The organism is Actinomadura geliboluensis (genome assembly GCF_043197915.1).
GTDB lineage: Bacteria > Actinomycetota > Actinomycetes > Streptosporangiales > Streptosporangiaceae > Spirillospora > Spirillospora geliboluensis.
Window position 1 is genome coordinate 192,056 of the sequence record NZ_JBICUA010000006.1, and the last position, 25,142, is coordinate 217,197.

26 protein-coding genes are annotated in these 25,142 nt (G+C 73.5%); 17 read left to right on the top strand and 9 right to left on the bottom strand.

Annotation, left to right across the window (positions count from 1 at the left end):
* Positions 1-57 precede the first annotated feature (57 nt).
* A complete protein-coding gene (locus ACGFI1_RS20885) occupies positions 58-600 on the bottom strand; it encodes a GNAT family N-acetyltransferase (RefSeq protein ID WP_301174205.1) in 543 nt (180 codons plus the stop codon).
* A gap of 49 nt (positions 601-649) precedes the next feature.
* Between ACGFI1_RS20885 and ACGFI1_RS20890 the strand changes: the two genes are divergently transcribed.
* Positions 650-1,258 carry a TetR/AcrR family transcriptional regulator gene (locus ACGFI1_RS20890; RefSeq protein ID WP_392787170.1) on the top strand — a complete coding sequence of 203 codons (609 nt, stop codon included), beginning with the start codon at positions 650-652 and terminating at the stop codon, positions 1,256-1,258.
* A 20-nt stretch (positions 1,259-1,278) separates the two neighbouring features.
* Positions 1,279-1,773, top strand: coding sequence for a MaoC family dehydratase (locus ACGFI1_RS20895; protein ID WP_138634573.1), 495 nt, complete (start codon positions 1,279-1,281; stop codon positions 1,771-1,773).
* Between the two features lie 15 nt (positions 1,774-1,788).
* Here ACGFI1_RS20895 and pcrA read toward each other — a convergent pair whose 3' ends face one another.
* Entirely contained in the window at positions 1,789-4,044 is a 2,256-nt protein-coding gene (gene pcrA / locus ACGFI1_RS20900) for a DNA helicase PcrA (protein ID WP_386876066.1), read from the bottom strand.
* Between the two features lie 297 nt (positions 4,045-4,341).
* Between pcrA and ACGFI1_RS20905 the strand changes: the two genes are divergently transcribed.
* Entirely contained in the window at positions 4,342-5,796 is a 1,455-nt protein-coding gene (locus ACGFI1_RS20905; RefSeq protein WP_392787172.1) for a hypothetical protein, read from the top strand.
* A 36-nt stretch (positions 5,797-5,832) separates the two neighbouring features.
* Complete coding sequence (locus ACGFI1_RS20910) at positions 5,833-6,138, top strand: hypothetical protein (protein ID WP_392787174.1); 306 nt, start codon at positions 5,833-5,835, stop codon at positions 6,136-6,138.
* 44 nt (positions 6,139-6,182) lie between these two features.
* Here ACGFI1_RS20910 and dhaM read toward each other — a convergent pair whose 3' ends face one another.
* Genes dhaM through dhaK form a run of 3 tightly spaced genes read right to left on the bottom strand, consistent with a single transcriptional unit; the run spans position 6,183 to position 8,214 of the window.
* On the bottom strand, positions 6,183-6,569 hold the full coding sequence (dhaM, locus tag ACGFI1_RS20915) for a dihydroxyacetone kinase phosphoryl donor subunit DhaM (protein WP_138634570.1): 387 nt from the start codon (positions 6,567-6,569) through the stop codon (positions 6,183-6,185).
* Positions 6,569-7,222, bottom strand: coding sequence for a dihydroxyacetone kinase subunit DhaL (gene dhaL / locus ACGFI1_RS20920; RefSeq protein ID WP_392787176.1), 654 nt, complete (start codon positions 7,220-7,222; stop codon positions 6,569-6,571). Before dhaL ends, dhaM begins: the two co-directional genes overlap by 1 nt.
* On the bottom strand, positions 7,219-8,214 hold the full coding sequence (dhaK, locus tag ACGFI1_RS20925) for a dihydroxyacetone kinase subunit DhaK (protein ID WP_392787177.1): 996 nt from the start codon (positions 8,212-8,214) through the stop codon (positions 7,219-7,221). The genes dhaL and dhaK overlap by 4 nt, the downstream gene beginning before the upstream one ends.
* Positions 8,215-8,308: 94 nt before the next feature.
* Here dhaK and ACGFI1_RS20930 point away from each other — a divergent pair, with 94 nt between their 5' ends.
* From ACGFI1_RS20930 to ACGFI1_RS20945, 4 genes are all read left to right on the top strand, one after another.
* A complete protein-coding gene (locus tag ACGFI1_RS20930; protein WP_301174201.1) occupies positions 8,309-9,265 on the top strand; it encodes a nucleoside hydrolase in 957 nt (318 codons plus the stop codon).
* A gap of 204 nt (positions 9,266-9,469) precedes the next feature.
* The gene (locus tag ACGFI1_RS20935; RefSeq protein WP_392787538.1) at positions 9,470-10,153 is read left to right on the top strand and encodes a PIG-L deacetylase family protein; all 684 of its coding nucleotides are present in this window, start codon (positions 9,470-9,472) and stop codon (positions 10,151-10,153) included.
* A 103-nt stretch (positions 10,154-10,256) separates the two neighbouring features.
* Positions 10,257-10,712, top strand: a complete 456-nt coding sequence (locus ACGFI1_RS20940; protein ID WP_386876056.1) for an SRPBCC family protein — start codon at positions 10,257-10,259, stop codon at positions 10,710-10,712.
* Between the two features lie 43 nt (positions 10,713-10,755).
* Positions 10,756-11,661 carry a serine hydrolase gene (locus ACGFI1_RS20945; RefSeq protein WP_392787179.1) on the top strand — a complete coding sequence of 302 codons (906 nt, stop codon included), beginning with the start codon at positions 10,756-10,758 and terminating at the stop codon, positions 11,659-11,661.
* A gap of 87 nt (positions 11,662-11,748) precedes the next feature.
* On the opposite strand, the gene ACGFI1_RS20950 is transcribed toward ACGFI1_RS20945, so the two are convergent.
* The 3 genes from ACGFI1_RS20950 to ACGFI1_RS20960 form a co-directional block, all read right to left on the bottom strand.
* Positions 11,749-12,507, bottom strand: coding sequence for a DUF4190 domain-containing protein (locus ACGFI1_RS20950; protein WP_387072302.1), 759 nt, complete (start codon positions 12,505-12,507; stop codon positions 11,749-11,751).
* Positions 12,508-12,568: 61 nt separating this feature from the next.
* Positions 12,569-13,210, bottom strand: a complete 642-nt coding sequence (locus tag ACGFI1_RS20955; protein WP_138634552.1) for a LuxR C-terminal-related transcriptional regulator — start codon at positions 13,208-13,210, stop codon at positions 12,569-12,571.
* The gene (locus tag ACGFI1_RS20960; protein ID WP_387072337.1) at positions 13,207-14,379 is read right to left on the bottom strand and encodes an ATP-binding protein; all 1,173 of its coding nucleotides are present in this window, start codon (positions 14,377-14,379) and stop codon (positions 13,207-13,209) included. The genes ACGFI1_RS20955 and ACGFI1_RS20960 overlap by 4 nt, the downstream gene beginning before the upstream one ends.
* 248 nt (positions 14,380-14,627) lie before the next feature.
* Here ACGFI1_RS20960 and ACGFI1_RS20965 point away from each other — a divergent pair, with 248 nt between their 5' ends.
* The 3 genes from ACGFI1_RS20965 to ACGFI1_RS20975 all read left to right on the top strand — a co-directional run bounded on the left by ACGFI1_RS20965 (position 14,628) and on the right by ACGFI1_RS20975 (position 16,960).
* On the top strand, positions 14,628-15,908 hold the full coding sequence (locus ACGFI1_RS20965; protein WP_392787180.1) for a PspC domain-containing protein: 1,281 nt from the start codon (positions 14,628-14,630) through the stop codon (positions 15,906-15,908).
* On the top strand, positions 15,901-16,134 hold the full coding sequence (locus tag ACGFI1_RS20970) for a hypothetical protein (protein WP_138634546.1): 234 nt from the start codon (positions 15,901-15,903) through the stop codon (positions 16,132-16,134). The genes ACGFI1_RS20965 and ACGFI1_RS20970 overlap by 8 nt, the downstream gene beginning before the upstream one ends.
* A 121-nt stretch (positions 16,135-16,255) precedes the next feature.
* Complete coding sequence (locus ACGFI1_RS20975) at positions 16,256-16,960, top strand: TetR/AcrR family transcriptional regulator (protein WP_138634543.1); 705 nt, start codon at positions 16,256-16,258, stop codon at positions 16,958-16,960.
* On the opposite strand, the gene ACGFI1_RS20980 is transcribed toward ACGFI1_RS20975, so the two are convergent.
* Positions 16,957-17,409 carry a cysteine dioxygenase gene (locus tag ACGFI1_RS20980; RefSeq protein WP_392732604.1) on the bottom strand — a complete coding sequence of 151 codons (453 nt, stop codon included), beginning with the start codon at positions 17,407-17,409 and terminating at the stop codon, positions 16,957-16,959. The two genes, ACGFI1_RS20975 and ACGFI1_RS20980, sit on opposite strands and share 4 nt — an antisense overlap.
* A gap of 257 nt (positions 17,410-17,666) precedes the next feature.
* Here ACGFI1_RS20980 and ACGFI1_RS20985 point away from each other — a divergent pair, with 257 nt between their 5' ends.
* The 6 genes from ACGFI1_RS20985 to ACGFI1_RS21010 all read left to right on the top strand — a co-directional run bounded on the left by ACGFI1_RS20985 (position 17,667) and on the right by ACGFI1_RS21010 (position 25,092).
* Positions 17,667-19,190 carry an alkaline phosphatase D family protein gene (locus tag ACGFI1_RS20985; RefSeq protein WP_392787182.1) on the top strand — a complete coding sequence of 508 codons (1,524 nt, stop codon included), beginning with the start codon at positions 17,667-17,669 and terminating at the stop codon, positions 19,188-19,190.
* A 348-nt stretch (positions 19,191-19,538) separates the two neighbouring features.
* The gene (locus ACGFI1_RS20990; protein WP_138634538.1) at positions 19,539-20,030 is read left to right on the top strand and encodes a (2Fe-2S)-binding protein; all 492 of its coding nucleotides are present in this window, start codon (positions 19,539-19,541) and stop codon (positions 20,028-20,030) included.
* Positions 20,027-22,426, top strand: a complete 2,400-nt coding sequence (locus ACGFI1_RS20995) for a xanthine dehydrogenase family protein molybdopterin-binding subunit (protein ID WP_386876039.1) — start codon at positions 20,027-20,029, stop codon at positions 22,424-22,426. Before ACGFI1_RS20990 ends, ACGFI1_RS20995 begins: the two co-directional genes overlap by 4 nt.
* Positions 22,423-23,277 carry an FAD binding domain-containing protein gene (locus ACGFI1_RS21000; RefSeq protein WP_138634532.1) on the top strand — a complete coding sequence of 285 codons (855 nt, stop codon included), beginning with the start codon at positions 22,423-22,425 and terminating at the stop codon, positions 23,275-23,277. The genes ACGFI1_RS20995 and ACGFI1_RS21000 overlap by 4 nt, the downstream gene beginning before the upstream one ends.
* Before the next feature lie 164 nt (positions 23,278-23,441).
* A complete protein-coding gene (locus tag ACGFI1_RS21005; protein WP_392787184.1) occupies positions 23,442-24,245 on the top strand; it encodes an SRPBCC family protein in 804 nt (267 codons plus the stop codon).
* A gap of 145 nt (positions 24,246-24,390) precedes the next feature.
* Complete coding sequence (locus ACGFI1_RS21010; protein ID WP_392787188.1) at positions 24,391-25,092, top strand: class I SAM-dependent methyltransferase; 702 nt, start codon at positions 24,391-24,393, stop codon at positions 25,090-25,092.
* Positions 25,093-25,142 lie beyond the last annotated feature (50 nt).

The following is a 25,142-nucleotide window of genomic DNA, read 5'->3' on the forward strand; positions in this document are numbered from 1 at the left end:
CGGGGGTAAGGAGTGAATCAGAGATCGCTGGTTACCCTATCGGCGTCCCCGGGGGCGTCACGAGGTCCACTCGTCGGCGAGGACGGCCCAGACCTGGACGTCCCGGCGCTCGCCGCCCAGCGTGAACCCCTGCCGCAGCACGCCCTCGCAGGTCATGCCGAGCCGCTTCGCGACCGCCGCGCTGGCCGTGTTGCGCGGATCGCAGAGCCACTCGACCCGGTGCAGCCCCCGCACGCCGAACGCCCAGTCGATCATGTGGCGGACGGCCGTCGTGATGAGCCCCCGCCCGCGCGCCCCCGCCGCGAGCCAGACGCCCGCCTCGCAGGTGCCCTGACTCGCGTCGAACGTCCGGAAGACGGTCCCGCCCTGGAGGACGCCGTCGACCCAGATGCCGTAGATGCGCCCCCGGTCGGCGGCCTGCTTCTCCGCGTACGACTGGAGCAGGGCGCGGGCCGTCTCCTCGTCCACGACCGTCCGGGCCCAGGGGATGTACTCGTCGATCTCGGCGCGGACCGCCCGCGCGTGCTCGGCGAACTCCGCCGCCCGCCACGGTTCCAGCGGGCGGAGCTCGGCGCCGTCGGCGAGCGTGAGAGCGAACATCGGACCTCCAGGCGGTACGTACCGAACGTTTGTTATGTATCCTACGGGAATGCCCGCCCGAGGTGATCACGACGCCCGCCGCCGGGACGTGTCCGAGGCCGTCTGGCGCGTCCTCGCCGAGCACGGCTTCGGCGGCCTGACCCTGCGCGCCGTCGCGGCCGAGATGGGCGCCTCCACCGGCCTGCTCACCCACTACTTCCCGAACAAGCGGGCCCTCGTCGAGCACGCCCTCGACGTCGCCGACGAGCGCACCGCGAACCGCCCGCTCCGCACCGCGCGGCCGGGCCTGCCCGGCCTGCGCGCCGCCCTCCTCGACGTCCTGTCCCTCACCCCCGCCGCGACGGCCATGAACCGCGTGTGGGTCAGCTCCTGGGACGTCTCGCTCGCCGACCGCGACCTCGCCGCCCGCCAGCGGGACCGCTACGGCGGCTGGCGCGACCGCCTGCGCCCGCACGTGGCGGCGGCGGTCGCCCGCGGCGAGCTGCCCGGCTCCCGCGACGTGGACGAGGTCGTCGCGTCCGCCGCCGCCTTCGCGCACGGGCTCGTCGTCCACGCCCTCTTCGACCCCGCGGCCTTCCCGCCCGACCGGCAGATCGCCATGCTCGACGGGTTCCTGGCGTCCCTGGCGTCCCCCGCCCCGGACTCCCCCGCGGAGTGAGAACGCGCGATGCTGGGGCCATGACGATCAGCACGCGGGCCCTCGGCGCCGACTTCCCCACCCCGATCGACGACCGCTACTTCGAGGACTACAAGGAGGGCTCGGTCTACGAGTACGGCCACGTCACGCCGGACGAGGCCGAGATCATCGAGTTCGCCCGCCGGTTCGACCCGCAGCCGATCCACGTCGACCCGGAGTTCGCCGCGACCGGCCCGTTCGCCGGCATCATCGCGAGCGGCTGGCACACCGGCTCGATCATGATGCGGCTGTTCGCCGACCACTTCCTGTCCCGCGTCGCGAGCCTCGCCTCCCCCGGCGTGGACGAGCTGCGCTGGCCGGCGCCCGTCCGCCCCGGCGACCGCCTCCGGCTGCGCGTCGCCGTCCTGGAGGCGCGCCCGTCCCGCTCCAAGCCCGACCGCGGCATCGTCCGCACCCGGGCCGAACTCCTCAACCAGGACGACCAGGTCGTCCTGCACACCCTCCCGATGAACCTCCTGCGCCGCCGCCCCGCCTGACCGGGGCCGGGCGGGTCAGAGCTTCTCGATGGTGGCGAAGCGCAGGACGAGGGTGCGGACCCCGTACTCGCCGCCGAAGTCGATGCTGGCCTTCTCGCCGCGGTCGTAGACCGAGACGACGGTGCCGAGCCCGAACGCGTCGTGGGTGACCTTGTCGCCCGGGGAGAGGGACGGGACGGGGCGGTTCCCCGGTGAGCGGGTGCCGGGCCGCGCCGCCATGCGCGACATCGCCGGGCTGGACGTCGACGACGCCTCGCGCTCCCACTCGACGAGGCTCTTCGGGACCTCGCCGAGGAACCGTGACGGCGGGTTCACCTGCGGCGCGCCCCACGAGCTGCGCATCGCGGCGCGGGAGACGTAGAGGCGCTGCCGGGCGCGGGTGATGCCCACGTAGGCGAGGCGGCGCTCCTCTTCGAGCTCCTTGGGGTTGCTCATGGCGCGCAGGTGCGGGAAGACGCCGTCCTCCATGCCGGTGAGGAACACGACCGGGAATTCGAGGCCCTTCGCGGTGTGCAGGGTCATCAGGGTGACGACGCCGTGCTCGCTCTCCTCGGGCTGCTCGCCCGGCGGGACGGGGCCGCCCTTGGCGCCGCCGGGAATGGAGTCGGCGTCGGCGACCAGCGCGACCTGCTCCAGGAACTCGGGGAGGCGGCCCTCGGCGGACTCGCCGTCGAGGCGCTCCTCGAACTCGCGGGCGACGGCCTCCAGCTCCTGGAGGTTCTCGACGCGGGTCTCGTCCTGCGGGTCCTTGGAGTTCTGGAGCTCCTCCAGGTAGCCGCTGGCCTTGAGCACCTCGGCGATCAGGTCGGCGGGGGTGAGCGACTCGGCGGCGGCGCGCAGCTCGTCCAGCAGGGTGACGAACTCGCGGACGGCGTTGATCGAGCGGGTCGCCATGCCGGGGACGTCCTCGGGCACGCGGAGCGCCTGCCAGAACGAGATGCGCTCGCGGGACGCGTACGCCTCGACGCACGCTTCGGCGCGGTCGCCGATGCCGCGCTTCGGGACGTTCAGGATGCGCCGCAACGAGACGGTGTCCTCGGGGTTGGCGAGGCAGCGCAGGTAGGCGAGGGCGTCGCGGATCTCCTTGCGCTCGTAGAACCGGACGCCGCCGACGACCTTGTAGGGCAGCCCGACGCGGATGAACACCTCTTCGAAGACGCGCGACTGGGCGTTGGTGCGGTAGAACACGGCGACGTCGCCGGGGCGGGCGTCGCCCTCGTCGGTGAGCCGGTCGACCTCGTGGGCGACGAACGCGGCCTCGTCGTGCTCGTTGTCGGCCACATAGCCGGTGATCTTGTGGCCCTCGCCCTGGTCGGACCACAGCTTCTTCGGCTTGCGGTCGGCGTTGCGCTCGATCACCGCGTTGGCCGCGGACAGGATCGTCTGCGTGGAGCGGTAGTTCTGCTCCAGCAGGATCGTCGTGGCGTCCGGGTAGTCGCGCTCGAACTCCAGGATGTTGCGGATCGTCGCGCCGCGGAACGCGTAGATCGACTGGTCGGCGTCGCCGACGACGCACAGCTCCGCCGCGCCGACCCCCTCGACCGGGGCGGTCAGCTCGCGGACGAGCTCGTACTGCGCGTGGTTGGTGTCCTGGTACTCGTCGACGAGGACGTGCCGGAACCGGCGCCGGTAGTGCTCGGCGGCCTCCGGGAACACCTGCAGCAGGTTGACCGTCATCATGATCAGGTCGTCGAAGTCCATGGCGCCGGCCTGCTGGAGCCGCGCCTGGTACATCTCGTACGCCTCGGCGAGCGTCTGCTCCATGTGGGTCGAGGCGCGGTCCTTGAACGTCTCGTAGTCGATCAGCTCGTTCTTCAGGTTGGACACCTGGGCGCTGAACGACTTCGGCGGGTACCGCTTCGGGTCGAGGTCGAGCTCGCGGCAGACCAGCGCCATCAGCCGGTTCGCGTCGGCCTGGTCGTAGATCGAGAAGCTCGTGGGGAAGCCCAGCCGCTTGGCCTCGCGGCGCAGGATCCGCACGCAGGCGGAGTGGAACGTCATCACCCACATGGCGCGCGAGCGCGGCCCGACGAGGGCGTCGACGCGCTCCTTCATCTCGGCGGCGGCCTTGTTGGTGAAGGTGATCGCGAGGATCTGGCCGGGGTGCACGTCCCGCTCGCCGAGCAGGTGCGCGATGCGGTGGGTGAGCACCCGGGTCTTGCCCGAGCCGGCGCCCGCGACGATCAGCAGGGGGCCGCCGGAGTGCACGACGGCGGCGCGCTGCTGCGGGTTGAGGCCATCGAGCAAGGGGTGAGCTTCGGTCTTCGACATCACGTGCGAGTCTACGGCGCGGCGCGGACGATTTCGGCGCGTCCGCCGCACCGCCCGGTGCGCCCGGTACCCCGGCGGGTGGCTTCATGTGGACAGACGGGGCGGCTTTCGGGGCCCGCGGGTTGACTCGATCTCGCCACCGGCGGAGCGTTCGACGGGACGGAGCGGACAACCGGACCACCCGGGATCCACCGGGCCGGCCCCGGAGCCAAAGGCCCCGTACTTCGACCCCGCATGTCCGCTCGCAGCAGCGCGGAGTCAGCAGGGACTCGCGCACTGTCAGGGGAGGTGGCTTCGATGACGATCCACCAGCAGGAGTTCCAGGCGCCGCGGGACGCCGCGACCGCGGAGGTCGAGATTCCCGCCCGGCGGCCGGGGGGCGTCCGGGAGGCGGCCCCGCCGCTCCCGCGGCCCGTGCCGCGCCCGGTGCCGGTCCCGGTGCCGCTGAGGACCGGGCACCGGTTCCTCGTCTACAAGCAGGACCCGTCCGTCGCCGAGCTCGGCGCCCGGCTGGTCTACGTCCCGACCGTGGTGCTGAACGGCCCGGCGGACGCCCGCGTCCGGACGGAGCTGGCGGGCGTCACCCCGGTGGCCCGCAACGTCAACGGCGACTTCGTGTTCGCCGCCGCGAGCGCGCAGTTCGACTGCGCGCACACGTTCGCCGTCGTCCGGCAGACGATGGCGATGTACGAACGCCACAACGGCGGCAACCCGATCCCGTTCGCGTGGAACGTCGGCGGCAACACCGACCGCATCACGGTGTTCCCCCACGCCGGCGAGGGTGCGAACGCGTTCTACACGCGGACGGGCCAGGCGCTCAAGTTCCTGTTCTTCACGCCGCAGGGGCAGCCGCAGGGCACCGTCCTGCACACCTGCCGGTCGCTGGACATCGTCGCCCACGAGACGGGCCACGCGATCCTGGACGGCCTCAAGCCGGGCTGGCTGTCGGCGGGCAACCCGCCGCAGACCGGCGGCCTGCACGAGGCGTTCGGCGACATCACCGCGATCTTCCTGGCGCTGGCGCAGCCGGACCAGGCGGAGGCGCTGGTGGCGCTGACCAAGGCCAACCTGCACGACAAGTCGTTCCTCGCGGACCTGGCGGAGGAGTTCGGCAGGGCGCTCGGGATGCCGTCCGGGCTGCGCAACGCCGACAACGACCTCAAGCTCAGCCAGGTCGGCAACGAGGTCCACGCGATCTCGCAGGTGTTCACCGGCGCGGTCTACGACGTGCTGGCCGACGTCTACACGTTCGAGCTGAGCCGGCAGCGGCGCACCAAGGACGCCTCCGTGATCCTGATCGAGACGGCGTCGGCGCTGTGCAAGCTGGTGTTCGACGCGATCGTGGCGGCCCCGGCGACGGGCGCCCGGTACGTGGACGTGGCGAACAAGATGCTGGAGATCTCGGCCGGCCGCGGCGACCCGGCGATCTACCGGACGTTCGTCCGGAACCGGTTCGCGGTCCGCGAGATCACCACGGCGGAGACGCCGCTGCGCGACCTGATGAGCGGGCGGATGGCGATGACCGAGCCCGGCTACACCGGGGACGGGCGGGACGTCACGGAGGTGGCGCCGCACGACGAGCACTCCGCGAGCCTGCGGGCCGACCAGGACAGGTCGCGCTGCTGCGGCACCATGCAGATGCCCGAGTACCAGGTCGTGGCCCCGGAGAAACTGGCCATGCGGGGCCCGCTGGAGGACGATGACATCCTCCGGGACGACCTGGACGAGCTGCGCCGGGCCTTCAGCAAGTGACGGCCGGCGCCTGACCACCCCCGGCGGGGAGGCGCCATGCGCGTGAAGATCGAGAGCACCGGCGGGTTCACCGGCCGGAACGCCGTCGTCGCGCTGTACGACACGGACGCGCTCTCCGCCGGGCGGGCCGGCCGCGTCCGGGACGCGGTGGACGCGCTGGCCGCGGCCCAGGGCGAGGGAGGCGAGGTCGGCGCCGACCTGCCCGCGTACCGCGTCACGGTGGACGAGGCCGGCGCGGAGCCGCGCGTCTTCGAGGTGCGCGGTGATCCGGCGGGCGCCTCGTCCGTCCTCGGCGCCCTGCTGCAAGGGCCCGACGCACTGCAAGGGCCCGACACGACGTGACCGCGGCCGTGGCGGGCCGCGCACGGACCCGCCACGGCCGGAGGTCAGGACGTCTTGCGGTGGTCGCGGGCCGACTCGGCGGCCGCGTGGACGGTGGCGAGGTCGGCGCCCGTCGCCGCCATGGACGCGGCGGCGACCGCGCCCTCCACCAGGGGCGCGTCCGCGAGCAGGACGTCGTCGCCGTCGGCGTCCTCGATGAGCATCTTGGCGGTGAGGACGGAGCTGCCGAGGTCGGCGAGCAGCACCACGCCGTCACCGTCGCCGGCGGCGGCGACGGCCTGCTCGACCAGGTCGATGCTGGTGCCGAGGCGGCCCTCGGAGTCGCCGCCGGCGGGCTCGACGACGGCCTTGCCGACGCCCATCGCCCGGGCCACCTCGGCGGCGCCCTCGGCCAGCGTCCGGCTGTGCGAGATGATCACGATGCCGACCATCAGCCCTCCCCCGTCACGTCGGCGAGCGCCCCGAACAGGAGCGCGGTGGACGCGGCACCCGGGTCCAGGTGCCCGACGCTGCGCGCTCCGAGGTAGCTCGCCCGGCCCTTGCGCGCCTGCATCGGGACGGTGTCGTCCGCGCCCTTGGCGGCGGCCTCGGCGGCGGTGCGCACGCACCCGGCGAGGCCGGAGCCGTCCGCCAGCGCCGCCTCGTAGGCCGCGACGGCCGGGGCGAGCGCGTCGACCATCGTCTTGTCGCCGTCGGCGGCCTTCCCGAGGTCGCGGACGCCGTCCAGCGCGGCCCGCAGCGCGGCGCCGAGCGCGGCGGCGTCCACGTCGGCGGCGTCGCCGAGGGCCTTGCCCGCGCGGCGCAGCGCCGTCCCGTAGAGGGGGCCGGACGCGCCGCCGGTCTTGGACACGATGGCGCGCCCGGCCGCGATCAGCACCTTGCCGGGCGGGACGCCGTCCGGGAGGGCGTCGACGGCGGCGCGGAAGCCCCGGTCGAGGTTGTGGCCGTGGTCGCCGTCGCCGATGGCCGCGTCCAGCCGGGTGAGCCGCTCGGCGTCGGCGGTGACCAGTTCGGCGGCGTGCCGGATCCAGGAGGCGAAGTCGTCGGCGTTCATCGAGCCGGGGTTCATCGTGCCGGTGTTCATCGGCCCCACCGGAGCCCGGGGGTCTCGACGGGCGCGTCCCAGAGGCGGGTCAGGTCGGGCGTCATCCGGCAGACGCTGATCATGCAGCCGGCCATCTCCAGGCTCGTCACGTACGGGCCGACCAGGGTGCGGACGACGGTCGCGCCGTGCCCCTCCAGCCAGTCGGCCGCCGCCGCGTAGGCGATGTACTGCTCGATCAGCGGGGTGCCGCCCATCCCGTTCACCAGCACCAGCACCTCGGACCCGGACAGCGCCATGTCCGCGTCGATCGCGCTGAGCGACGCGGCCACGATCTCCGCCGCCGTGCCGAGCGCGACACGCTCCCGGCCGGGCTCGCCGTGGATGCCGATGCCGAGCTCCATCTCGCCCTCGCCCAGCTCGAACGTGGGCGTCCCGGCGGCGGGCACCGTGCACGGCGAGATCGCGACGCCGAACGACCGGCTGCGCTCGTTGACCTCCCGCGCCACCGCCGCGACCGCGTCCAGCGCCGCGCCCTCCTCGGCGAGCGCGCCCGCGATCTTCTCGACGAACAGGGTCGCGCCGGTGCCGCGCCGCCCGGCGGTGAACGTGCTGTCCTCGACGGCGACGTCGTCGTTCACGATGACCGAGGTGACCTCGATGTCCTCGTCCTCGGCGAGTTCGGCGGCCAGCTGGAAGTTCATGACGTCACCGGTGTAGTTCTTCACCAGGTGCACCACTCCGGCGCCGCCGTTCACCGCCATCGTCGCCGCGATGATCTGGTCGGGGACGGGCGAGGTGAACACTTCGCCGCAGCAGGCCGCGTCCAGCATGCCGTGGCCGACGAACCCGGCGTGCAGCGGCTCGTGACCGGATCCCCCGCCCGACACCAGGGCGACCTTCCCGGCGCGGGGCGCGTCCGCCCGCACGACGGTGCCGTTCGCCGGGTCGACGTTCAGCGAGGGGTGCGCGGCGGCCAGGCCGCGCAGCGCGTCGGAGACCACGTCCGCCGGGGCGTTGATGAGTTTGCGCATGTCTCTTGCTCTACCCCGGTGCGGCGCCGCGTCCCAGACCCAATCGCGGACGGTCCGCGATCTTCACCGCCCGCGCCCGTATAGGTTTTCGGTCGTGACCAACGGACCCGCGTTCCTCTACGACTGCGACACCGGCATCGACGACGCGATGACGCTGCTCTACCTGGCCTCGCTGGTCCGGGCGGGCGAGGCGGAGCTGGCGGCGGTCGGCACGGTGCACGGCAACATCGACCCGCTGACCGGCGCGCTGAACACGCTGCGCGTGCTGGAGGCGGCCGGGATCACCGGGGGCGTCCCGGTCGCGGTCGGCGCGGACCGGCCGATGGCGCAGGACGTCCACTACGCGCTGGACTGGCACGGGACGGACGGCCTCGGCGACACGCACCTGCCCGACCCGGCGGGACGGCCGGTCGCCGAGCCCGCCCCGGCGCAGATCGTCCGGCTGGCGCGCGAGCGGCCCGGCGAGCTGACGCTGCTGGCGACCGGCCCGCTGACGAACCTGGGCGCGGCGCTGCTGCTGGACGGCGAGCTCCCGTCGCTGATCCGCGAGGTCGTCGTCATGGGCGGCGCGTTCGACCACCCGGGCAACATCACGACGCACGCCGAGGCGAACATCTGGCACGACCCGGAGGCCGCCGACCTGGTGTTCGCGGCGGACTGGCCGGTCGTGCTGGTGCCGCTGGACGCCACCCACCCGACCGCCGTCCACGACGACTGGCTCGACCGGCTCGCCGCGCACGACGGCGAGGTCGCCCGCTTCGCCGCGCGGATCCTGAAGTTCTACGAGGTCGCCTACACGCCGACGCTGAAGCGCCGGGGCGCGGTCATCCACGACGCGCTCGCCGCGATGCTGGCCGTGGACCCGGGGCTCGGCGAGTACGCCCACCGGCCCGTCCGGGTGGAGCTGCGGGGCGAGCTGACGCGCGGCACGACCGTGTGGGACGCGCGGTCGCTGCCCGCCGAGGACACCCGCCGCCCGGTCAAGGTCGCCGTCGGCAGCGACGTGGCGGCGTTCCAGGACCGCCTTCTCGCGGCGCTGACCTCGTTCTGACCTCATTCTGAGCGCGTCCCGACCGCGCTCCGACCCCGCGGCGCGCGAATACCTGATCTTCCGGAGGTGCCCGGAACGTTCGCGGACCTTATTGTTGAAACCGTGACCAACGTTCTGGACGACGATGGGCCGGGCGGAGCTCGTCCGCTGGACGGCGGCGGGCCGGGGCCGGAGGACGGCGGAGTGCGGCGGGTCCTCGCCGTGATGGCGCACCCCGACGACGTCGACTTCGGCGCGGCCGGGACCGTGGCGGGCTGGACCGACCGGGGCATCGAGGTCGTCTACCTCATGGTGACCGACGGCGACGCGGGCGGCTTCGACGACAAGGTCTCCCGCGCGGAGATGGCGACGCTGCGCCGGGAGGAGCAGCGCGCGGCGGCCAAGTGCGTCGGGGTGACCGACGTCCGGTTCCTCGGCTACCCGGACGGGCGCGTCGAGGCGATCCTGGACCTGCGCCGCGACATCGCCCGGGTGATCCGGCAGGTGCGGCCGGACCTGGTGCTCATGCCGAGCCCGGAGCGCAACTACGAGCGGATCTACCCGAGCCACCCCGACCACCGGGCGGTCGGCTCGGCCGCGCTCGACGCCGTCTACCCCGACGCCCGCAACCCGTTCGCGTTCCCGGAGCTGCTCGCCGACGAGGGCCTGGAGGCGTGGACGGCGCGGGAGGTGTGGATCAGCGGCGGCCCCGTCGTGAACCACTACGTCGACATCACCGACCGCTTCGAGCGCAAGGTGAACGCGCTGCGCGCGCACGTGAGCCAGACCGGGCACATGGGCGACGGGCTGCCGGAGATGCTGCGCGGCTGGCTGGGCGCCAACGCGGCGGCGGCGGGCCTGCCGGAGGGCCGCCTCGCCGAGTCCTTCCAGGTCGTCGACACCGCCTGAACGCACTCCAAATTTCGGTCACGCTATAAATCCGCCCCCTTACATGCCGTAATTGGTCGCAGATCGGGCATGCACCCCACGTGACAGAACACGGGGGGTTGTCATGCCGCATGAGATCGAGGCCACCGCCAGATCCCGCGCCGAACCGGAAGTGATCTTCAAGCACCTGTGCCTCGCCGAGGCGTGGGGCGAGTGGGGCGGCTTCTGGATCCGCGCGCGGCGCGAGGCCGACGGGACCGAGCACCCGAACGGCATCGGGGCCGTCCGGTCCGTCCCGCCCTGGCGCGAGGAGGTCGTGGCCTGGGACCCGCCGCGGCACTACGGCTACATCGCCCGCACCGGCCCGCCCCGGCGCCGCGTCCTGGTCGACGTGACGCTGGAGCCGCACTCCGGCGGGACGCTGATCCGCTGGCGCGGCGAGGTCGAGGGGTTCCCGGGGACCGGCCGCGTCACGCGGGCCGCCCTGCGCCGCCGGTTCGGGTCGTACGCGCGCCGCGTCGCCTGGCACGCCGAGCGCTGCGAGCCCGGCTGCCCGGCGCGGCTGCCCGGCGTCCTCTAGCGCTCTTCGGACCATCACCTGTCGCACGAATTCGGGGGGATCGATGCGACGTCATATCATCGTGCTCGCCCTGGCCGCAGGCGCCACCGGGGCGGGACTCACCGCCCACTGGCTCGTCGCCGACGCACCGCAGCGCAAGAGCGGGGCGACCGTCGGCGCCACCGGACCGATCAAGGCCGGGCGGGAGGCGGCCGTGGCGAACGAGGCCCGGACCCGCCCGTTCGACCGGACGGCGCTGACCCAGGCCGTCCGCGCCTACCTCGGCACCCGTCCGGGCAAGGCGGGGATCATGGCCACCGACCTGCGCACGGGCCTGTCCTTCGGGGAGAACGAGAACGGGCGGTTCGTCACCGCGAGCGTCATGAAGGTCGACATCCTGTCCAGCCTCGTCCTGCGGCAGCAGCGCGGGCGGGACGCGCTGACGGCGGGGCAGCGGGACCTCGCCGGGCAGATGATCCGCGAAAGCGACAACTCGGCGGCCGACGCGCTCTACTCCGCGGCCGGCGGCAACGGCGGCGTCAGGAAGGCGAACCGGAGCCTCGGCCTGAAGAACACCACGCCGTTCGCGGGGTCGTGGGGCTCGTCCCTGACCACACCGGCCGACCAGGTGAGGCTGCTGCAGAACCTGGCATCGGACAAGAGCCCCATCAAGGCGGCGCACCGCCAGTACATCCTGGGCCTGATGGGCACGGTGGTGAAGGAGCAGGCCTGGGGTGTCAGCGCGGCGGCCCGTCCGGGCGAGAAGGTGGCGCTGAAGAACGGCTGGACGCCGGTCCGCTTCCAGGGGCACGGATGGGCGGTCAACAGCATCGGCCGCATCACCGGACGCGACCACGACTTCCTGATCGCGGTGTGCAGCGGGGACAGCCCGACGATGGAGAAGGGCGTGGACACGGTCGAGCACATGGCCGAGATGGTCGTGAGCACCATGCGCGACTCGCATCCGTGAGCCGGCGGGGTCGCGGGGCTCCCGGAACGGTCACGGGGTCCCGCGGGCCCGGGCGGCGGGCCGGCCGCCCGGCGGATGCCGGTCACCTCAGGGGCGCACCGGCCGGGTGAGCTTCGTGCCGTCGTTCGCCGCGACGATCACGCAGGTGACGGTGCGGTCGCCCTGCCGCCACGACTCGTCCGTGGGGTAGTAGAAGGAGTTCGCGAGGCGGCTCGCCGCCGGGTCGCGGTTGATGCGCGCGCGGGTGCGGAGCTTGCAGCCGTCCGACGCCTGCTGCTGCAGCTCGGACTCCGGCGGCATGAGGGAACCCGTCAGCCGGAAGACCGCCGCGACCTCGCCGTCATGCGGCCCGGTGCACGGCACGATCTTCACGCTCTCGACCTCCACCGGCTCGGTGTCGGACGGGTTGGTCGCGGTCGCGGCGTCGTTGATGCAGTCGCCGACCTTCATCTTCTGCGCGTCCACCGTCTGGGTCTTGCTCTGCGACGGCCGCGGCAGCGCGCTGCCGCCGTCGGACGAGGAGTCGCTGGCGGCGGCCACGACGCCGACCACGACCGCGCCGAGGATCCAGAAGGAGGACAGGACGATGCCGGCGATCGCGAACCCGCGGCCGCGCCCGCCGTTCCGGCCGATCTGGCTCAGCGAGATCGCCCCGAGGATGATCCCGAGGACGCCGAGGCAGCCGAGCAGCCCGGTGATGAAGGCCGCGACCGCGAGCCCGTTGGTCGAGTCGTTGCGGTACGGGGAGCCGTACCCGGGCGGGCCGGGCGGGCCGGGCGGCGCCGGCGGCGGCTGGTAAGGGGGCTGCGGACCCGGGTACCCGGATCCGGGGGGAGGATATGTCATGACCAGTGACTGTATCGGGCACCGATACACGTTTGCGGCGAAATGATCGCCGCGCGGATGGTCAGACCAGGCGGCGGGCCGCGGCCCAGCGCGACAGCTCGTGCCGGTTCGACAGCTGCAGCTTCCGCAGCACGCTGCTCACGTGCGTCTCGACCGTCTTCACCGAGATGAACAGCTCCTTGGCGATCTCCTTGTAGGCGTAGCCGCGCGCGATCAGCCGCAGGACGTCCCGCTCCCGCTGGGTGATCTGGTCGAGCTCGGGGTCCACGGCGGGGACGTCGGACGCGGCGAACGCGTCGAGCACGAACCCGGCGAGCCGCGGCGAGAACACGGCGTCGCCCTCCGCGACCCGGCCGATCGCGTCCGTCAGCTCCGGCCCCGAGATCGTCTTGGTGACGTAGCCGCGCGCCCCGCCGCGCACGACCCCGATCACGTCCTCCGCCGCGTCCGACACCGACAGCGCGAGGAACTTCGACGGGACGGCGCCGTGCAGCCGGCGCAGCACCTCGATCCCGCCGCCGCCCGGCAGGTGCACGTCCAGCAGCACCACGTCCGGCCGCGCCTCGCGGATCACCGCCACCGCCTCGTCGACGTCGCCCGCCTCCCCGACGATCTCGACGCCACCGCCCAGCTCCGCCTTCACGCCGGTCCGGAACATCTGGTGGTCGTCCACCAGCACGACCCGCTTCAACGCGTCACTCATGATTTCTTGATCTCCAGCCGAACCTCGGTGCCCTCGCCGGGAGCGGTGCGGACGGTCGCCTTCCCGCCGTTGCGCTCCATACGTCCGATGATGGACCCTCGGACGCCCATCCGGTCCGCCGGGACCGCGTCGAGGTCGAATCCCTTGCCCCGGTCGCGGACGAAAATGGCGATCTCCTCGCCCGAGACCTCCGCGTACACCGACACCGACGGCGCCTCCGCGTACTTGGCGGCGTTCACCATCGCCTCCCGCGCGGCCTGCAGCGCCGCGCCGAGCCGCTCGTCCAGCGCCGTGTCGCCCACGCAGACGATCTCGATGGGCACGCCGTGGTCGTCCTCGACCTCCCCGGCGGCCTCCCTGATCGCGGCGGCGAACGTCAGGTCGGGGTCGGCGCGCGGCTGGTAGAGCCATGTCCGCAGCGTCCGCTCCTGGGACCGGGCGAGCCGCTGCACCTCCCGCGTGTCGTGCGCGTTCCGCTGGATCAGCGTCAGCGTGTGCAGCACCGAGTCGTGGATGTGCGCGGCCAGCTCGGCGCGCTCCTGGGAGCGGATGCGCTCGTGCCGCTCGGCGTCCAGGTCCTGCCAGAGCCGCACCACCCACGGCGTCACGATCACCGCGACCCCGGTCAGGATGATCAGCATGGCGACGATCACGGACCGCGCCTGCGCGGCCTCCACGTTCTGCACGACGACGCCGCCGATGCCGCCGACGACCAGCAGCAGCCCGAGCAGGCTGCGCAGCCACCGCTGGCGGAGCGGCAGCGTCCACCGCTGCCGCTGGTCGCGGTCGGCCTGCTGCCACAGGATCGCGGCGCCGACCCCGCCGACGACGAACGGCCACAGCGCCCACTGGACGACCCCCGCCGCGCCCCACGGCAGCGCCGCGAGCCCCAGCGTGACGGCCGTGTAGGCGAGCAGCTGGCCCCAGTCGCGGCCGCGCCGGCGGCCGCCCGGCGCCGCACCCGTCACGGCGGCCGTCGCACCGTCCCGCGGCGCCTTCTCGGCGACGGGCACCAGGATCCAGAACGCGGCGTACGCGGCGACGCCGAGCCCGCTCGCCACCGTCAGCAGCACGAACGCGGCCCGGACGAGCACCACGTCCACGCCCAGATGCCCGGCGAGGCCGCGGCACACTCCGGCCAGCAGCCTGCCCTCGGCGGCGCGCTCCAGCGGCGGCGACGGCACCGGCGCCGCGTCCGGCCGCCCAGCAGCCTCCGTGCCCGGCTTCTCGGTGCCCGCCTTCTCCGTGCCCGCCGCCTCCCGGCTCACCGCCGCCCTTCCCTCGGAACTCCCACGTCACCGATCGTCACACGCCCTGGGCCCGGACCGCATCAGGGACCTACCCCGGTCCCGGTTCAGGGTCGGGTCAGGGACGTCCCCGATACCCCGCGCGGCGGGCCGCAGGCCACCATATGTGCATGGGCATGGCAGGCATGGACGCTGAGCAGGCGACGCGGGAGCGGAAGGGGCCGGGCTACTCGCGGCTGACGCGCGAGGCCGACCGGCGGCTCCTCGCCGGCGTGTGCACGGGGCTCGGCCGCTACACCGGCATCGACCCGGTCGTCTTCCGGGTGGGCTTCGCGATCCTCGTGCTGGCGCACGGGCAGGGGGTCCTCCTCTACATCGCGGCGGCGCTGCTGATGCCCGGGAGCCCCGGCGAGTCGTCGCTCGCGGAGCAGCTGTTCAAGCGGTGGTTCGACGCGCAGGCCGTCCTGTCGATCCTCGGCGCGCTGCTGTGCGTCGGCGTCGCACTCAGCCTGCTCGGCGGGGCCTACACCGACACGATCGCCGTGATGGTGGTGTTCGGGCTGGTGCTGGTGGTGGCGCACTCGCGGGGCGCGGACCTGGTGGCCGCCGCGCGGTCGGTCCCCGAGCGGCTCGCCGGGCACCCGCCGGAGCCGTCCGCCGCGTGGGAGCGGCCGGCGGCGGGCGGCGTGTCGCTCGACAAGGACGTCCCCGAGGGGCCGCGGGCGGGCGGCGGGCTGCCCGCCGGAATGATCGACCTCGCCGAGTACTCCGCCACGCGCGCCGGCGCGCACACCGAGGACGTCCCCGCGGCGAAGGCCGAGCGGGAGGCGTGCGGGAAGCGCGACCGGTCGCCGGCGACCGCGATCACGCTGCTGGCCGCGATGGCGGCGGGCGCGGCGCTGATCCCCGTCGCGAACGGGTACCCGGCGCCCGACTCGTGGCTGATCGTCATGGCGCCCGCGCTCGCGGTCGTCGGGCTCGGCCTCGTCGTCGGCGGCTGGTTCCGGACGCGGGGCCTCGCCACGGCGGGCACCCTGCTGACCCTGAGCATGCTGACCACGACCGTGGCGGGGGACATGCCGCGCAACGCCGAGTACGGGGCCGTCGACTGGCGTCCCACCGACATGTCGCAGACGAACCAGGTCTACAAGGTCGGCGTCGGCCAGGGCGACCTCGACCTCACCGCGCTGCCGATCGCCCCTGGCCAGCGCGTCACCATCGACGCGGAGGTGCTCCTCGGCGGGCTGGCGGTCACGCTGCCGCCCGGCGCCCGGGTCACCGTGGACGCGCGGATCACGCTCGGCGACCTGCGCGTCCAGAACCGGACGACGAGCGGGCCCAACGCCAAGGTCACGCAGGTGCTCGAACCGGAGACGCCGGGCGGCAACCCGCCGCTGATCGAGCTGCGCATACGCGGGAAGGTCGGAGACGTGGACGTGAACCGTGGCTGAGCGGCGAGAGAGCGCGGGGAGCGCGGTGAAGCGGTACCGGTTCGACCCGGCGGGGCCGGTGACGGGGGTGTTCTTCCTCGCCCTGGCGGGGCTGTTCCTCGCCGAGGGGCTGTCGGACGAGCGGATCCTGTCCGGGACCGTGCTGGCCCCGGTGGTGCTGATCGGCCTCGGCCTCGTCGGGACCGTCCGGGTGCTGACCCGCGGGCGCCGCCGGCACCTGCGCTGATCCCGCCGCCGCCCGCTCCGGTCCCGCCGTCGCGGCCCGCGCTGATCCCGCCGCGGGGGAACGGGAAGTAGGGTGATCCCCGACGGCAGATGAGGGAGCGGATCTCCGGGAGCGGGTTTCCATGACGGGGCAGGCCGGGGCGCCCGACGCGGGCTGCGCGGACGTGCTGCCCGGATCCCGGTCCGCGCTGGACCCGGGCCGCGCCATCAAGCCCGGACGGCACGGCCTCTCCCCCGAGACCGTCGCCGGCATCCAGCGGGGGCGGCTGATCGACGCGTTCGTCCAGGTCGTCTCCGAGCGCGGGTTCGCGCACACCACGATCAGCCGGGTCACCGAGGCCGCCGGCGTCACCAAGAAGACGTTCTACGCGCACTTCACCGATCTGGACGAGTGCTTCCTCGCCGCCTACCGGCGCGGCATGGACATCCTGCTCGGCCGCATGACGCAGGCGTACGAGGCGGCGCCGAGCACCCCGGACGGGATCCACGCGGCGCTGCGCACGCTGCTCGCCGCGCTGGCCCGCGAGCCCCGGTTCGCGCGGGCGTCGCTGGTGGAGGCGCACGCGGCGGGCCCGCAGGTCCGGCAGGCGCGGCTGGACGACCTCGCCCGGTTCCGCGCGTTCTTCACCGGCCCGTCGCTGCCGCCCGTCCCGGTCGCCGTGGTCGACGCGATCGTGGGCGGCGTCTACAGCGCGATCCACGTCCAGATGGAGACGGGCGACGCGGCGGAACTGCCGTCGCTGCTGCCCTCGCTGACCTACTTCGCGCTGCTGCCGCTCGTCGGACGGGAGGCGGCGTCCCGCTACCTCACCGACGAGCCGCGTTAAGGCCGGGCGTCCGGCTCGGCGGCGTGCAGGCCGACGGCGGGCGTGCTGACGGCGTGCAGGCTGACGGCGAAGGCCGGGCCGGGGTTCGTGAGCGCCTGCGGGCCGCCGTGCACGCGGACCCGGTTGGCGCGCAGCGGCCGCTCGGTGACGCCGCGCTCGGTGATCGCGACGACGGCCAGCTCCCCCGCGACGAGCGTGCTGACGCCGCCGTGCACGGTGCCGCCGTGGCCGGGCGGCCAGGTCGTCAGCCAGACGCCGTCGCCGAGCGGGACGTCCCGCGGGCCGGCCGCGTCGAACCGGACGAGCCGCCACCACGCGTCGGGGCGTCCGGCCAGGTCGCGGACACGGGCGGCGAGCTGCCCGGCGGTCGGCGGGCGGACGGCGACGGCGCGGCCGTGCGGATCGTCCTGGCCGCGCATGGCGATGTCGGGAACCACGGAGAGGTCCATGGGAAGACGGGTCCTTCGTGTGTACGGATGTCGGGCCGGTGCGAACGGTTCAGCGACAACACGAAGGACACAGCGCGCTGGCCGCGCGGCGCAGGGCCACGGGGCTGCTGGTCGACGCCTGGGTCGACGGGCGCTGGGTCACGAGCACAAGGAGACACTCGGTCACCGAGGATTGTCAAACCGATCACCGCGTGTCCACCGCGAATCCGTTCCGCCCGGCGAGCATGCCCGGGAGCGGATCAAGGAACGGAGCACCCATGGACCGTCGAACCGTGCTGCGCGGTGGCCTCCTGATGACCGGCGCCGCGGCGCTGCCGACCATGGCCGCGCGGCCCGCCGCGGCGCTGCTGCGCGGCCGCCCGGCCCTCACGCACGGCGTGCAGAGCGGCGACGTGACCGCGCGGGAGGCCGTGGTGTGGGCGCGTTCCGACCGTCCCGCCCGGATGCTCGTCGAGGTGGGCCGCCGGCCCGACTTCCGGGACGCCCGCACCGTGCGCGGCCCCGTCGTGACCCCGGACACCGACCTCACCGGCAAGGCGCTGCTGCGCGGCCTGCCGCCGGGCGAGGAGCTGCACTACCGGGTGCGGCTGGCCGACCTCGACCGGGGGCTGTCGTCCGAGCCGGTCGCCGGGCGGCTGCGCACCGCGCCCCGGCGGCGGCAGGACATCCGCTTCGTCTGGTCGGGCGACCTCGCCGGCCAGGGCTGGGGCATCAACCCCGACCTGGGCGGCTACCGCATCTTCACGGCGATGGACCGCCGCGACCCCGACTTCTTCCTGTGCAGCGGCGACTTCGTCTACTCCGACGGCCCTCTGACCGAGACGGTGGCGCTCCCGGACGGCCGTACGTGGCGCAACATCGTCACCGAGGAGAAGTCGGCCGTCGCGCAGACGCTCGCCGAGTACCGAGGGCAGTTCCGCTACAACCTGATGGACGCGAACCTCAGGGCGTTCAACGCGCGGGTCCCGATGCTCTACCAGTGGGACGACCACGAGGTCACGAACAACTGGTACCCGGGTGAGATCCTCGACCTCCCGCAGTACACCGAGAAGCGGGTGGACGTCCTGGCGGGGCGCGCGCGCAGGGCGATGCTCGAATACACGCCCGTCCGTACCGCGCGCTCCGGCCGCCTCTACCGGAAGATCTCCTACGGCCCGCTGCTGGACGTCTTCATGCTCGACATGCGGACGTACAAGTCCCCGAACGACGCCGGCACGTCCCCGACCCAGCGGGACGGCCTGCTCGGCGCCGAGCAGGCGGCCTGGCTCAAGCGCGAGCTGCGCCACTCGAAGGCCACCTGGAAGGTCGTCGCGGCGGACCTGCCCATCGGGCTGATCGTCCCCGACGGCACCGCGCAGGAGTCCGCCGCCCAGGGCGACGGCGGCGCCCCGCTCGGCCGGGAGCGCGAGATCGCCGACCTGCTCTCCTACGCGCGGCGGCACCGCGTCCGGAACATGGTCTGGCTGACCGCCGACGTCCACTACACGGCGGCCCACTACTACGACCCCGCGAAGGCCGCCTTCTCCGACTTCGATCCGTTCTGGGAGTTCGTCTCCGGGCCGCTCAACGCCGGCGCCTTTGGACCTAACAAGCTCGACGGCACGTTCGGTCCCCAGCTCAAGTTCGTCCAGGCGCCGCCTCGCGCGAACACGTCCCCGGCCGAGGGCTTCCAGTTCTTCGGGGAGGTCGAGATCGACGGACGGTCGGAGACGCTCACCGTCCACCTGCGGGACCTCCACGGCACCGCCCTGCACACCGAGACCCTCTCGCCGCGCCGCTGAACGGCCGCCGGGCCGGGCACCGGGTCAGCGGCTGATGAGCAGATAGACGAGCCCGCTGAGGACCAGCGTCAGAGCCAAGGAACCCAGACAGCCAAGGCGAGAGGAGGAGAAGAGGAACATAACGCCCTCTTACCCCGAAGGTTCCTTTTCGCGTGCAACAACGGCCATCGTTGCATCAGACGTCGGTAAATAAGCGATCCCAGGGGCTAGTACGGAATTCAACCCCGGCATAGGTTCGTAGGGTCGCCTTCCACGGAGGTGGCCCCGATGACGTGGCCTGACCAGCGCGCCCCGCCCTGGGGACTTCTCTCTCCATGTCCACCCCGAGACGTTCCCTGGGAGAAACGCATGCCACGTATCCGTGTCGAGGTCGACGGGACGACGTACGAAGACGACGTCGAACCGCGCCTCCTTCTCGTCCACTATCTGCGCGAACGGCTGGGAAAGGTCGGGACCCCGGTCGGGTGCGACACCAGCAACTGCGGAGCCTGCACCGTCCTGATGGACGGGATGAGCGTGAAGAGCTGCTCCGTGCTGGCCGTCCAGGCGGACGGCCGCGACGTGACGACCGTCGAGGGCCTCGGCATCGACGGTGAAACGCATCCGATGCAGCGCGCCTTCCACGAGGAGCACGCGCTCCAGTGCGGCTACTGCACGCCCGGCATGATCATGGCGTCGCTGGATCTGCTGCGGGAGAACCCCGACCCGTCCGAGGCGGAGGTCCGGGAGGGGCTTGAGGGCAACCTGTGCCGGTGCACGGGCTACCAGAACATCGTCAAGGCGGTGCGGCGGGCGGCGAGCGAGATGCGCGAGCCCGCCGGGCGGGAGGTGACGCCGTGACCGTGCAGGAGGTCGGCAGTCCGCGCAAGCGGTCGGAGGACGCCCGGCTCATCACCGGCCGCACCCGGTGGACCGACAACATGACCCCGGCGGGCACGCTGCACGTGGCGTTCCTGCGCAGCCCCCTCGCCCACGCGCGGATCACGGGCGTCGACACGTCCCAGGCGAAGAAGAGTCCCGGCGTGGTCGCGGTGTTCAGCGGGCAGGACCTCGCCGACGAGCAGGGGTCGCTGCCGTGCGCATGGGTCGTCACCGAGGACATGAAGCACCCGGACCACCCGCCCATGGCGGTGACCGAGGTGCGCTACGTCGGTGAACCCGTGGCGTGCGTCATCGCCCGCGACAAGGCCGCCGCCGTGGACGCCCTGGAAGAGATCGACGTCGACTACGAGCCGCTGTCCGCGGTGGTGGACATGGAGGCGGCACTGGCCGAGGGCGCCGACCTCGTGCACGACGACCTGGGGACGAACAAGTCCTACACGTGGGTGTTCGAGAACGGGGATCTCGACGCGGCGATGAGGGACGCCCCGGTCGTCATCGAGCGCCGCTACGTCCAGCAGCGGCTCATCCCCACGGCGATGGAGCCGCGGTCGGTGCTGTGCGTCCCGGAGGGCGACGAGTTCACGCTGTACTCGGCGACGCAGATCCCGCACATCCTGCGGCTGATGCTGGCCACGGTCACCGGCATCCCCGAGCACCGGATCAGGGTCGTCGCCCCGGACGTGGGCGGCGGCTTCGGCTCCAAGCTCCAGGTGTACGGGGAGGAGGTGCTCGCGCTGCTGCTGGCCCGCCGGCTCGGCCGCCCGGTCAAGTGGACGGAGACGCGCAGCGAGGGCAACATGACCGTCCACCACGGGCGCGACCAGATCCAGCGGCTCACGCTCGCGGCCGACCGCGACGGCCGGATCCGCGGCCTGAAGGTGGATCTGCTGGCCGACATGGGCGCGTACCTCATGCTGGTCACGCCCGGCATCCCGCTGCTGGGCGCGTTCATGTTCAACGGCATCTACAAGATGGACGCACTGTCGTTCACCTGCACGGGCGTCTTCACGACGAAGATGCCCACGGACGCGTACCGGGGCGCGGGCCGTCCCGAGGCCACGTACGCGATCGAGCGGCTGATGGACGAGCTCGCCAACGAGCTCGGCATCGACCCCATCGAGGTGCGCCGCCGCAACTGGATCAAGCACGAGGAGTTCCCGTACGAGACGATCGCGGGCCTCACCTACGACTCCGGCAACTACGAGGCGGCGACCGACAAGGCCCTGGAGCTGTTCGAGTACGACAAGCTCCGCGCCGAGCAGGCCGACCGGAGGGAACGGCAAGACCCCGTCCAGCTCGGCATCGGCGTGTCCACGTTCACGGAGATGTGCGGGCTCGCGCCCTCGCGCGTGCTGGGCTCGCTCTCCTACGGCGCAGGCGGATGGGAGCACGCGGCTGTGCGCGTCCTGCCGTCCGGCAAGGTCGAGGTGGTCACGGGCTCGTCCGCGCATGGGCAGGGCCATGAGACGGCCTGGGCGCAGATCACCGCGGACAGGCTCGGCGTCCCGTTCGAGGACGTGAAGGTCCTGCACGGCGACACCGCCATCTCGCACAAGGGCATGGACACCTACGGGTCCCGTTCCCTGGCCGTGGGCGGGGTCGCGCTGTTCTCCGCCTGCGAAAAGGTCGTCGACAAGGCCCGCAAGGTCGCCGCGCACCTGCTGGAGGCGTCCGAGCAGGACCTGGAGTTCAGCGGCGGGCGGTTCAGCGTCCGCGGCGTCCAGCAGGAGGGCAAGACGCTGCAGGAGGTCGCGCTGGCCGCGTTCGCCGCGCACGACCTGCCGGACGGCATCGAGCCCTCGCTCGACTCCGACGCCACGTTCGACCCGGACAACTTCTCCTTCCCGCACGGCACGCACCTGTGCGCGGCGGAGGTCGACACCGAGACGGGCATGGTGAAGATCCGCAAGTACGTGGCGGTCGACGACGTCGGCAAGGTCGTCAACCCGCTCATCGTGGAGGGCCAGGTCCACGGCGGGCTCGCGCAGGGCATCGCGCAGGCGCTCTACGAGGAGGCCGTGTACGACGACGACGGCAACCTGACGACGACCACGATGGCCGACTACCTGATCCCGTCGGCGATGGACCTGCCGACGTTCACGACCGACCGCACGGAGACCCCGGCCACGTCCAACCCGATGGGCGTGAAGGGCGTCGGCGAGGCGGGCACGATCGCCTCCACCCCGGCGGTCGTCAACGCGATCGTGGACGCGCTGCGCCCGCACGGCGTCCACGACGTGCCGATGCCGTGCACGCCCGAACGCGTCTGGCGCGCGCTGCGCGCCGAATCCACGCCCGCGGCCGCCGAACCGGGCGCCGGCGGCGGGCTCGGCTCGGCCGGAGGTGACCTGTGATCCCCGCGACGTTCGACTACGCGCGGCCCGCCACGGTCGACGACGCCGTCAGGGCGCTGTCGGACGCGGGCGAGGACGCGAAGGTGCTGGCCGGCGGGCAGAGCCTGATGCCGCTGCTGCGGATGCGGCTCGCCATCCCGGACGCGCTGATCGACCTGGACCGGCTCGACGGGCTCCGCGAGATCCGCGACGCCGGCGACGCGATCGTCATCGGCGCGATGGCGACGCACCACCAGGTGATGCGCGACCCGCTGGTGCGCGAGCACGCCCCGCTGATCGCGGTGACGACGGAGACGGTCGCCGACCCGGCCGTCCGGCACCGCGGCACGTTCGGCGGGTCGCTCGCCCACGCCGACTCGGCCGCCGACCTGCCCGCGGTCGCGCTGGCGCTGGACGCGGTGCTGCTCGTCCGGTCCGTGCGCGGCGAGCGGGAGATCCCCGCGGCGGAGTTCTTCGTCGACTGGATGACGACGGCGATGGAACCCGACGAGCTGCTCGTGGGCGTGCGCGTGCCGAAGCTCGGCGCGGGCTGGGGCGTGCACTACGAGAAGTTCCACCGGACGGCGCAGGCGTGGGCGATCGTCGGCGTCGCGTGCGCCGTCCGCCGCGACGGTGACGGCGTCGGGGAGGCGCGGGTCGCGCTGAGCAGCATGGGCCCGGTGCCCGTGCGGGCGAGCGCGGTCGAGACCGCCGTCCGGGGCGGGCCCGCGTCCGAGGACGCGTACCGCACCGCCGCCGCGCAGGCCGCGGCCGGCACCGAGCCGCCCACCGACCTGCACGGTTCGTCGGAGTACCGGACGCATCTGGCGACGGTGCTCACCGCGCGGGCGCTGGCGGCGGCCGCCGGCTGATCCGAGCCGCGAGCATGCGGCCGGGCCCCGTCGCCCCGGGGCCCGGCCGCATGATCGCACCCCCGCCGGGTAACGGACCGCCTGTCGGCGGACCCCACTGGCGACGCGGCGGACCACCGCCGTAGGGTCGCGGACAAGTTCTCCGGACGATAAGGACTTTGCTCATGGAGCTCGACCACGAATTCACCGTCCCCGTACCGGTGGATCAGGCCTGGTCGGTGCTGCTCGACGTGGAGCGGGTCGCGGCCTGCATGCCGGGCGCGACGCTCGACTCGGTCGACGGCGAGGAGTACTCGGGGCGGATGAAGGTGAAGGTCGGCGCGATGACCATCACCTACCGCGGCACCGCGCGGATCGTCTCGGCGGACGAGGCCGGCCGCGCCGTGACGATGGAGGCCGCCGCGAAGGAGGCGCGCGGCTCCGGCACGGCGTCGGCGACCGTCCAGGCGCGGCTGCACGCCGAGGACGGCACCACGCGGGTGGCCGTGCACACCAAGCTGAACGTGACGGGGCGGCCCGCGCAGTTCGGCCGCAACATCCTGTCCGAGGTCGGTTCGAAGATCATCGCGCGGTTCGCGAAGGCGCTGGCGGCCGAGCTGGAGTCGTCCGGCGAGGCGGCCGGGGCCGCCGAGGCGCCGGCGGCGCCGGCCGGGGCGGCCGAGGCCCCCGCCAAGCCCGTCGCCGTGCCGGACCTGGAGCCGGAGGCGCCCGCGGAGCCGGAGGACAAGCCGGGCCCCGTGAAGGCCACGGAGGAGGCCGCCGCCAGGGCCGAGGCGGCCGTCCCCGCCGCCGCGCCGGAGCGTCCCGAGCGGCGCCCGCTGCACGTGGCGGACGAGGAGGACGCGATCGACCTGCTGGAGGTTGCGGGGCCCTCGGTCGCCAAGCGGGCCGTCCCGGCGCTCGGCGGGCTGGTCGCGCTGCTGCTCGCCATCCGGTTCCTCCTGCGGCGCCGCCGCCGCAAGCGCTGACGCCGCGACCGGTCCGCGGGGCCGGTCGGCAGTGCCGGTCGGCGGAGGGCCGAGCGCAGGGGCGGGGTCAAGCACGGGTCAACGATCCGCCCGTGTACGGCGACGACGGTGGAACGCGCCGCCGCCGATGCCGTCGGCTTGTCCCGTGGACACGATCGAGCTCCAGCGGGTCGCGCGGATCGAGAACGACAACTGGTGGTACCGCGAGCGGCGGGACGTCCTGACCGCGGAGCTGCTGCGGTTCAGCATGCCGGGGACGGCCGTCGACATCGGCTGCGCGTCCGGCGCGGCCTGCCGGGTCCTCGCCGAGCACGGCTGGCACGCGACGGGCATCGACCTGAGCCCGGACGCGGTGTCCCTGGCGCGCGCGCACGGCACCGAGGCGTACGAGGGCGACGCGCGCTACCTGCCGCTGCCGCCGTCCGAGTACGACCTGGCGCTGGCGCTGGACGTCCTGGAGCACATCGAGGACGACGCGCGCGCGGCGGCGGAGATCGCCCGGGTGCTGCGGCCGGGCGGCGTCGCGCTCGTGTCCGTGCCGTGCGACATGGCGCTGTGGTCGGCTCATGACGTCGCGGTCGGCCGCGTCCGCCGCTACACCCGCCGGGCGCTCACCGAGCTGGTCGAGGGCGCCGGGCTGGTGCTGGAGGGGCTGTGGAGCCGGGGCGTGCTGCTCCGGCCGCTCCTGCGCCGGTTCAGGCACCGGACGGCCCGCCGCGAGGACCTCGCCCCGCTGCACCCGCTCGCCAACGAGGCGCTGCGGCTGTCCGCCGCGCTGGAGCGGCGGCTGCCGCTGGGCGGCTGCCCCGGGACCTGGCTGTTCGCGCGGGCCCGCCGCCCCGGCTGACCCGTCACGCGCCCTCCGTCATGCGCCCTCCGTCATGCGCCCTCCGTCAC

Excerpts from the sequence above, each read along its gene's own strand:
- dhaK (WP_392787177.1), bottom strand. The coding sequence starts at position 8,214 with ATGCGCAAACTCATCAACGCCCCGGCGGACGTGGTCTCCGACGCGCTG.
- dhaM (WP_138634570.1), bottom strand. The coding sequence starts at position 6,569 with ATGGTCGGCATCGTGATCATCTCGCACAGCCGGACGCTGGCCGAGGGC.
- ACGFI1_RS20935 (WP_392787538.1), top strand. The coding sequence starts at position 9,470 with ATGGCGCACCCCGACGACGTCGACTTCGGCGCGGCCGGGACCGTGGCG.
- dhaL (WP_392787176.1), bottom strand. The coding sequence starts at position 7,222 with ATGAACACCGGCACGATGAACCCCGGCTCGATGAACGCCGACGACTTC.
- ACGFI1_RS20940 (WP_386876056.1), top strand. The coding sequence starts at position 10,257 with ATGCCGCATGAGATCGAGGCCACCGCCAGATCCCGCGCCGAACCGGAA.
- ACGFI1_RS20955 (WP_138634552.1), bottom strand. The coding sequence starts at position 13,210 with ATGAGTGACGCGTTGAAGCGGGTCGTGCTGGTGGACGACCACCAGATG.
- ACGFI1_RS21005 (WP_392787184.1), top strand. The coding sequence starts at position 23,442 with ATGGAGCTCGACCACGAATTCACCGTCCCCGTACCGGTGGATCAGGCC.
- ACGFI1_RS20885 (WP_301174205.1), bottom strand. The coding sequence starts at position 600 with ATGTTCGCTCTCACGCTCGCCGACGGCGCCGAGCTCCGCCCGCTGGAA.
- ACGFI1_RS20895 (WP_138634573.1), top strand. The coding sequence starts at position 1,279 with ATGACGATCAGCACGCGGGCCCTCGGCGCCGACTTCCCCACCCCGATC.
- ACGFI1_RS20910 (WP_392787174.1), top strand. The coding sequence starts at position 5,833 with ATGCGCGTGAAGATCGAGAGCACCGGCGGGTTCACCGGCCGGAACGCC.
- ACGFI1_RS20950 (WP_387072302.1), bottom strand. The coding sequence starts at position 12,507 with ATGACATATCCTCCCCCCGGATCCGGGTACCCGGGTCCGCAGCCCCCT.
- ACGFI1_RS20965 (WP_392787180.1), top strand. The coding sequence starts at position 14,628 with ATGGGCATGGCAGGCATGGACGCTGAGCAGGCGACGCGGGAGCGGAAG.
- ACGFI1_RS20980 (WP_392732604.1), bottom strand. The coding sequence starts at position 17,409 with ATGGACCTCTCCGTGGTTCCCGACATCGCCATGCGCGGCCAGGACGAT.
- ACGFI1_RS20890 (WP_392787170.1), top strand. The coding sequence starts at position 650 with ATGCCCGCCCGAGGTGATCACGACGCCCGCCGCCGGGACGTGTCCGAG.
- ACGFI1_RS20990 (WP_138634538.1), top strand. The coding sequence starts at position 19,539 with ATGCCACGTATCCGTGTCGAGGTCGACGGGACGACGTACGAAGACGAC.
- pcrA (WP_386876066.1), bottom strand. The coding sequence starts at position 4,044 with ATGTCGAAGACCGAAGCTCACCCCTTGCTCGATGGCCTCAACCCGCAG.
- ACGFI1_RS20945 (WP_392787179.1), top strand. The coding sequence starts at position 10,756 with ATGCGACGTCATATCATCGTGCTCGCCCTGGCCGCAGGCGCCACCGGG.
- ACGFI1_RS20975 (WP_138634543.1), top strand. The coding sequence starts at position 16,256 with ATGACGGGGCAGGCCGGGGCGCCCGACGCGGGCTGCGCGGACGTGCTG.
- ACGFI1_RS20985 (WP_392787182.1), top strand. The coding sequence starts at position 17,667 with ATGGACCGTCGAACCGTGCTGCGCGGTGGCCTCCTGATGACCGGCGCC.
- ACGFI1_RS20905 (WP_392787172.1), top strand. The coding sequence starts at position 4,342 with ATGACGATCCACCAGCAGGAGTTCCAGGCGCCGCGGGACGCCGCGACC.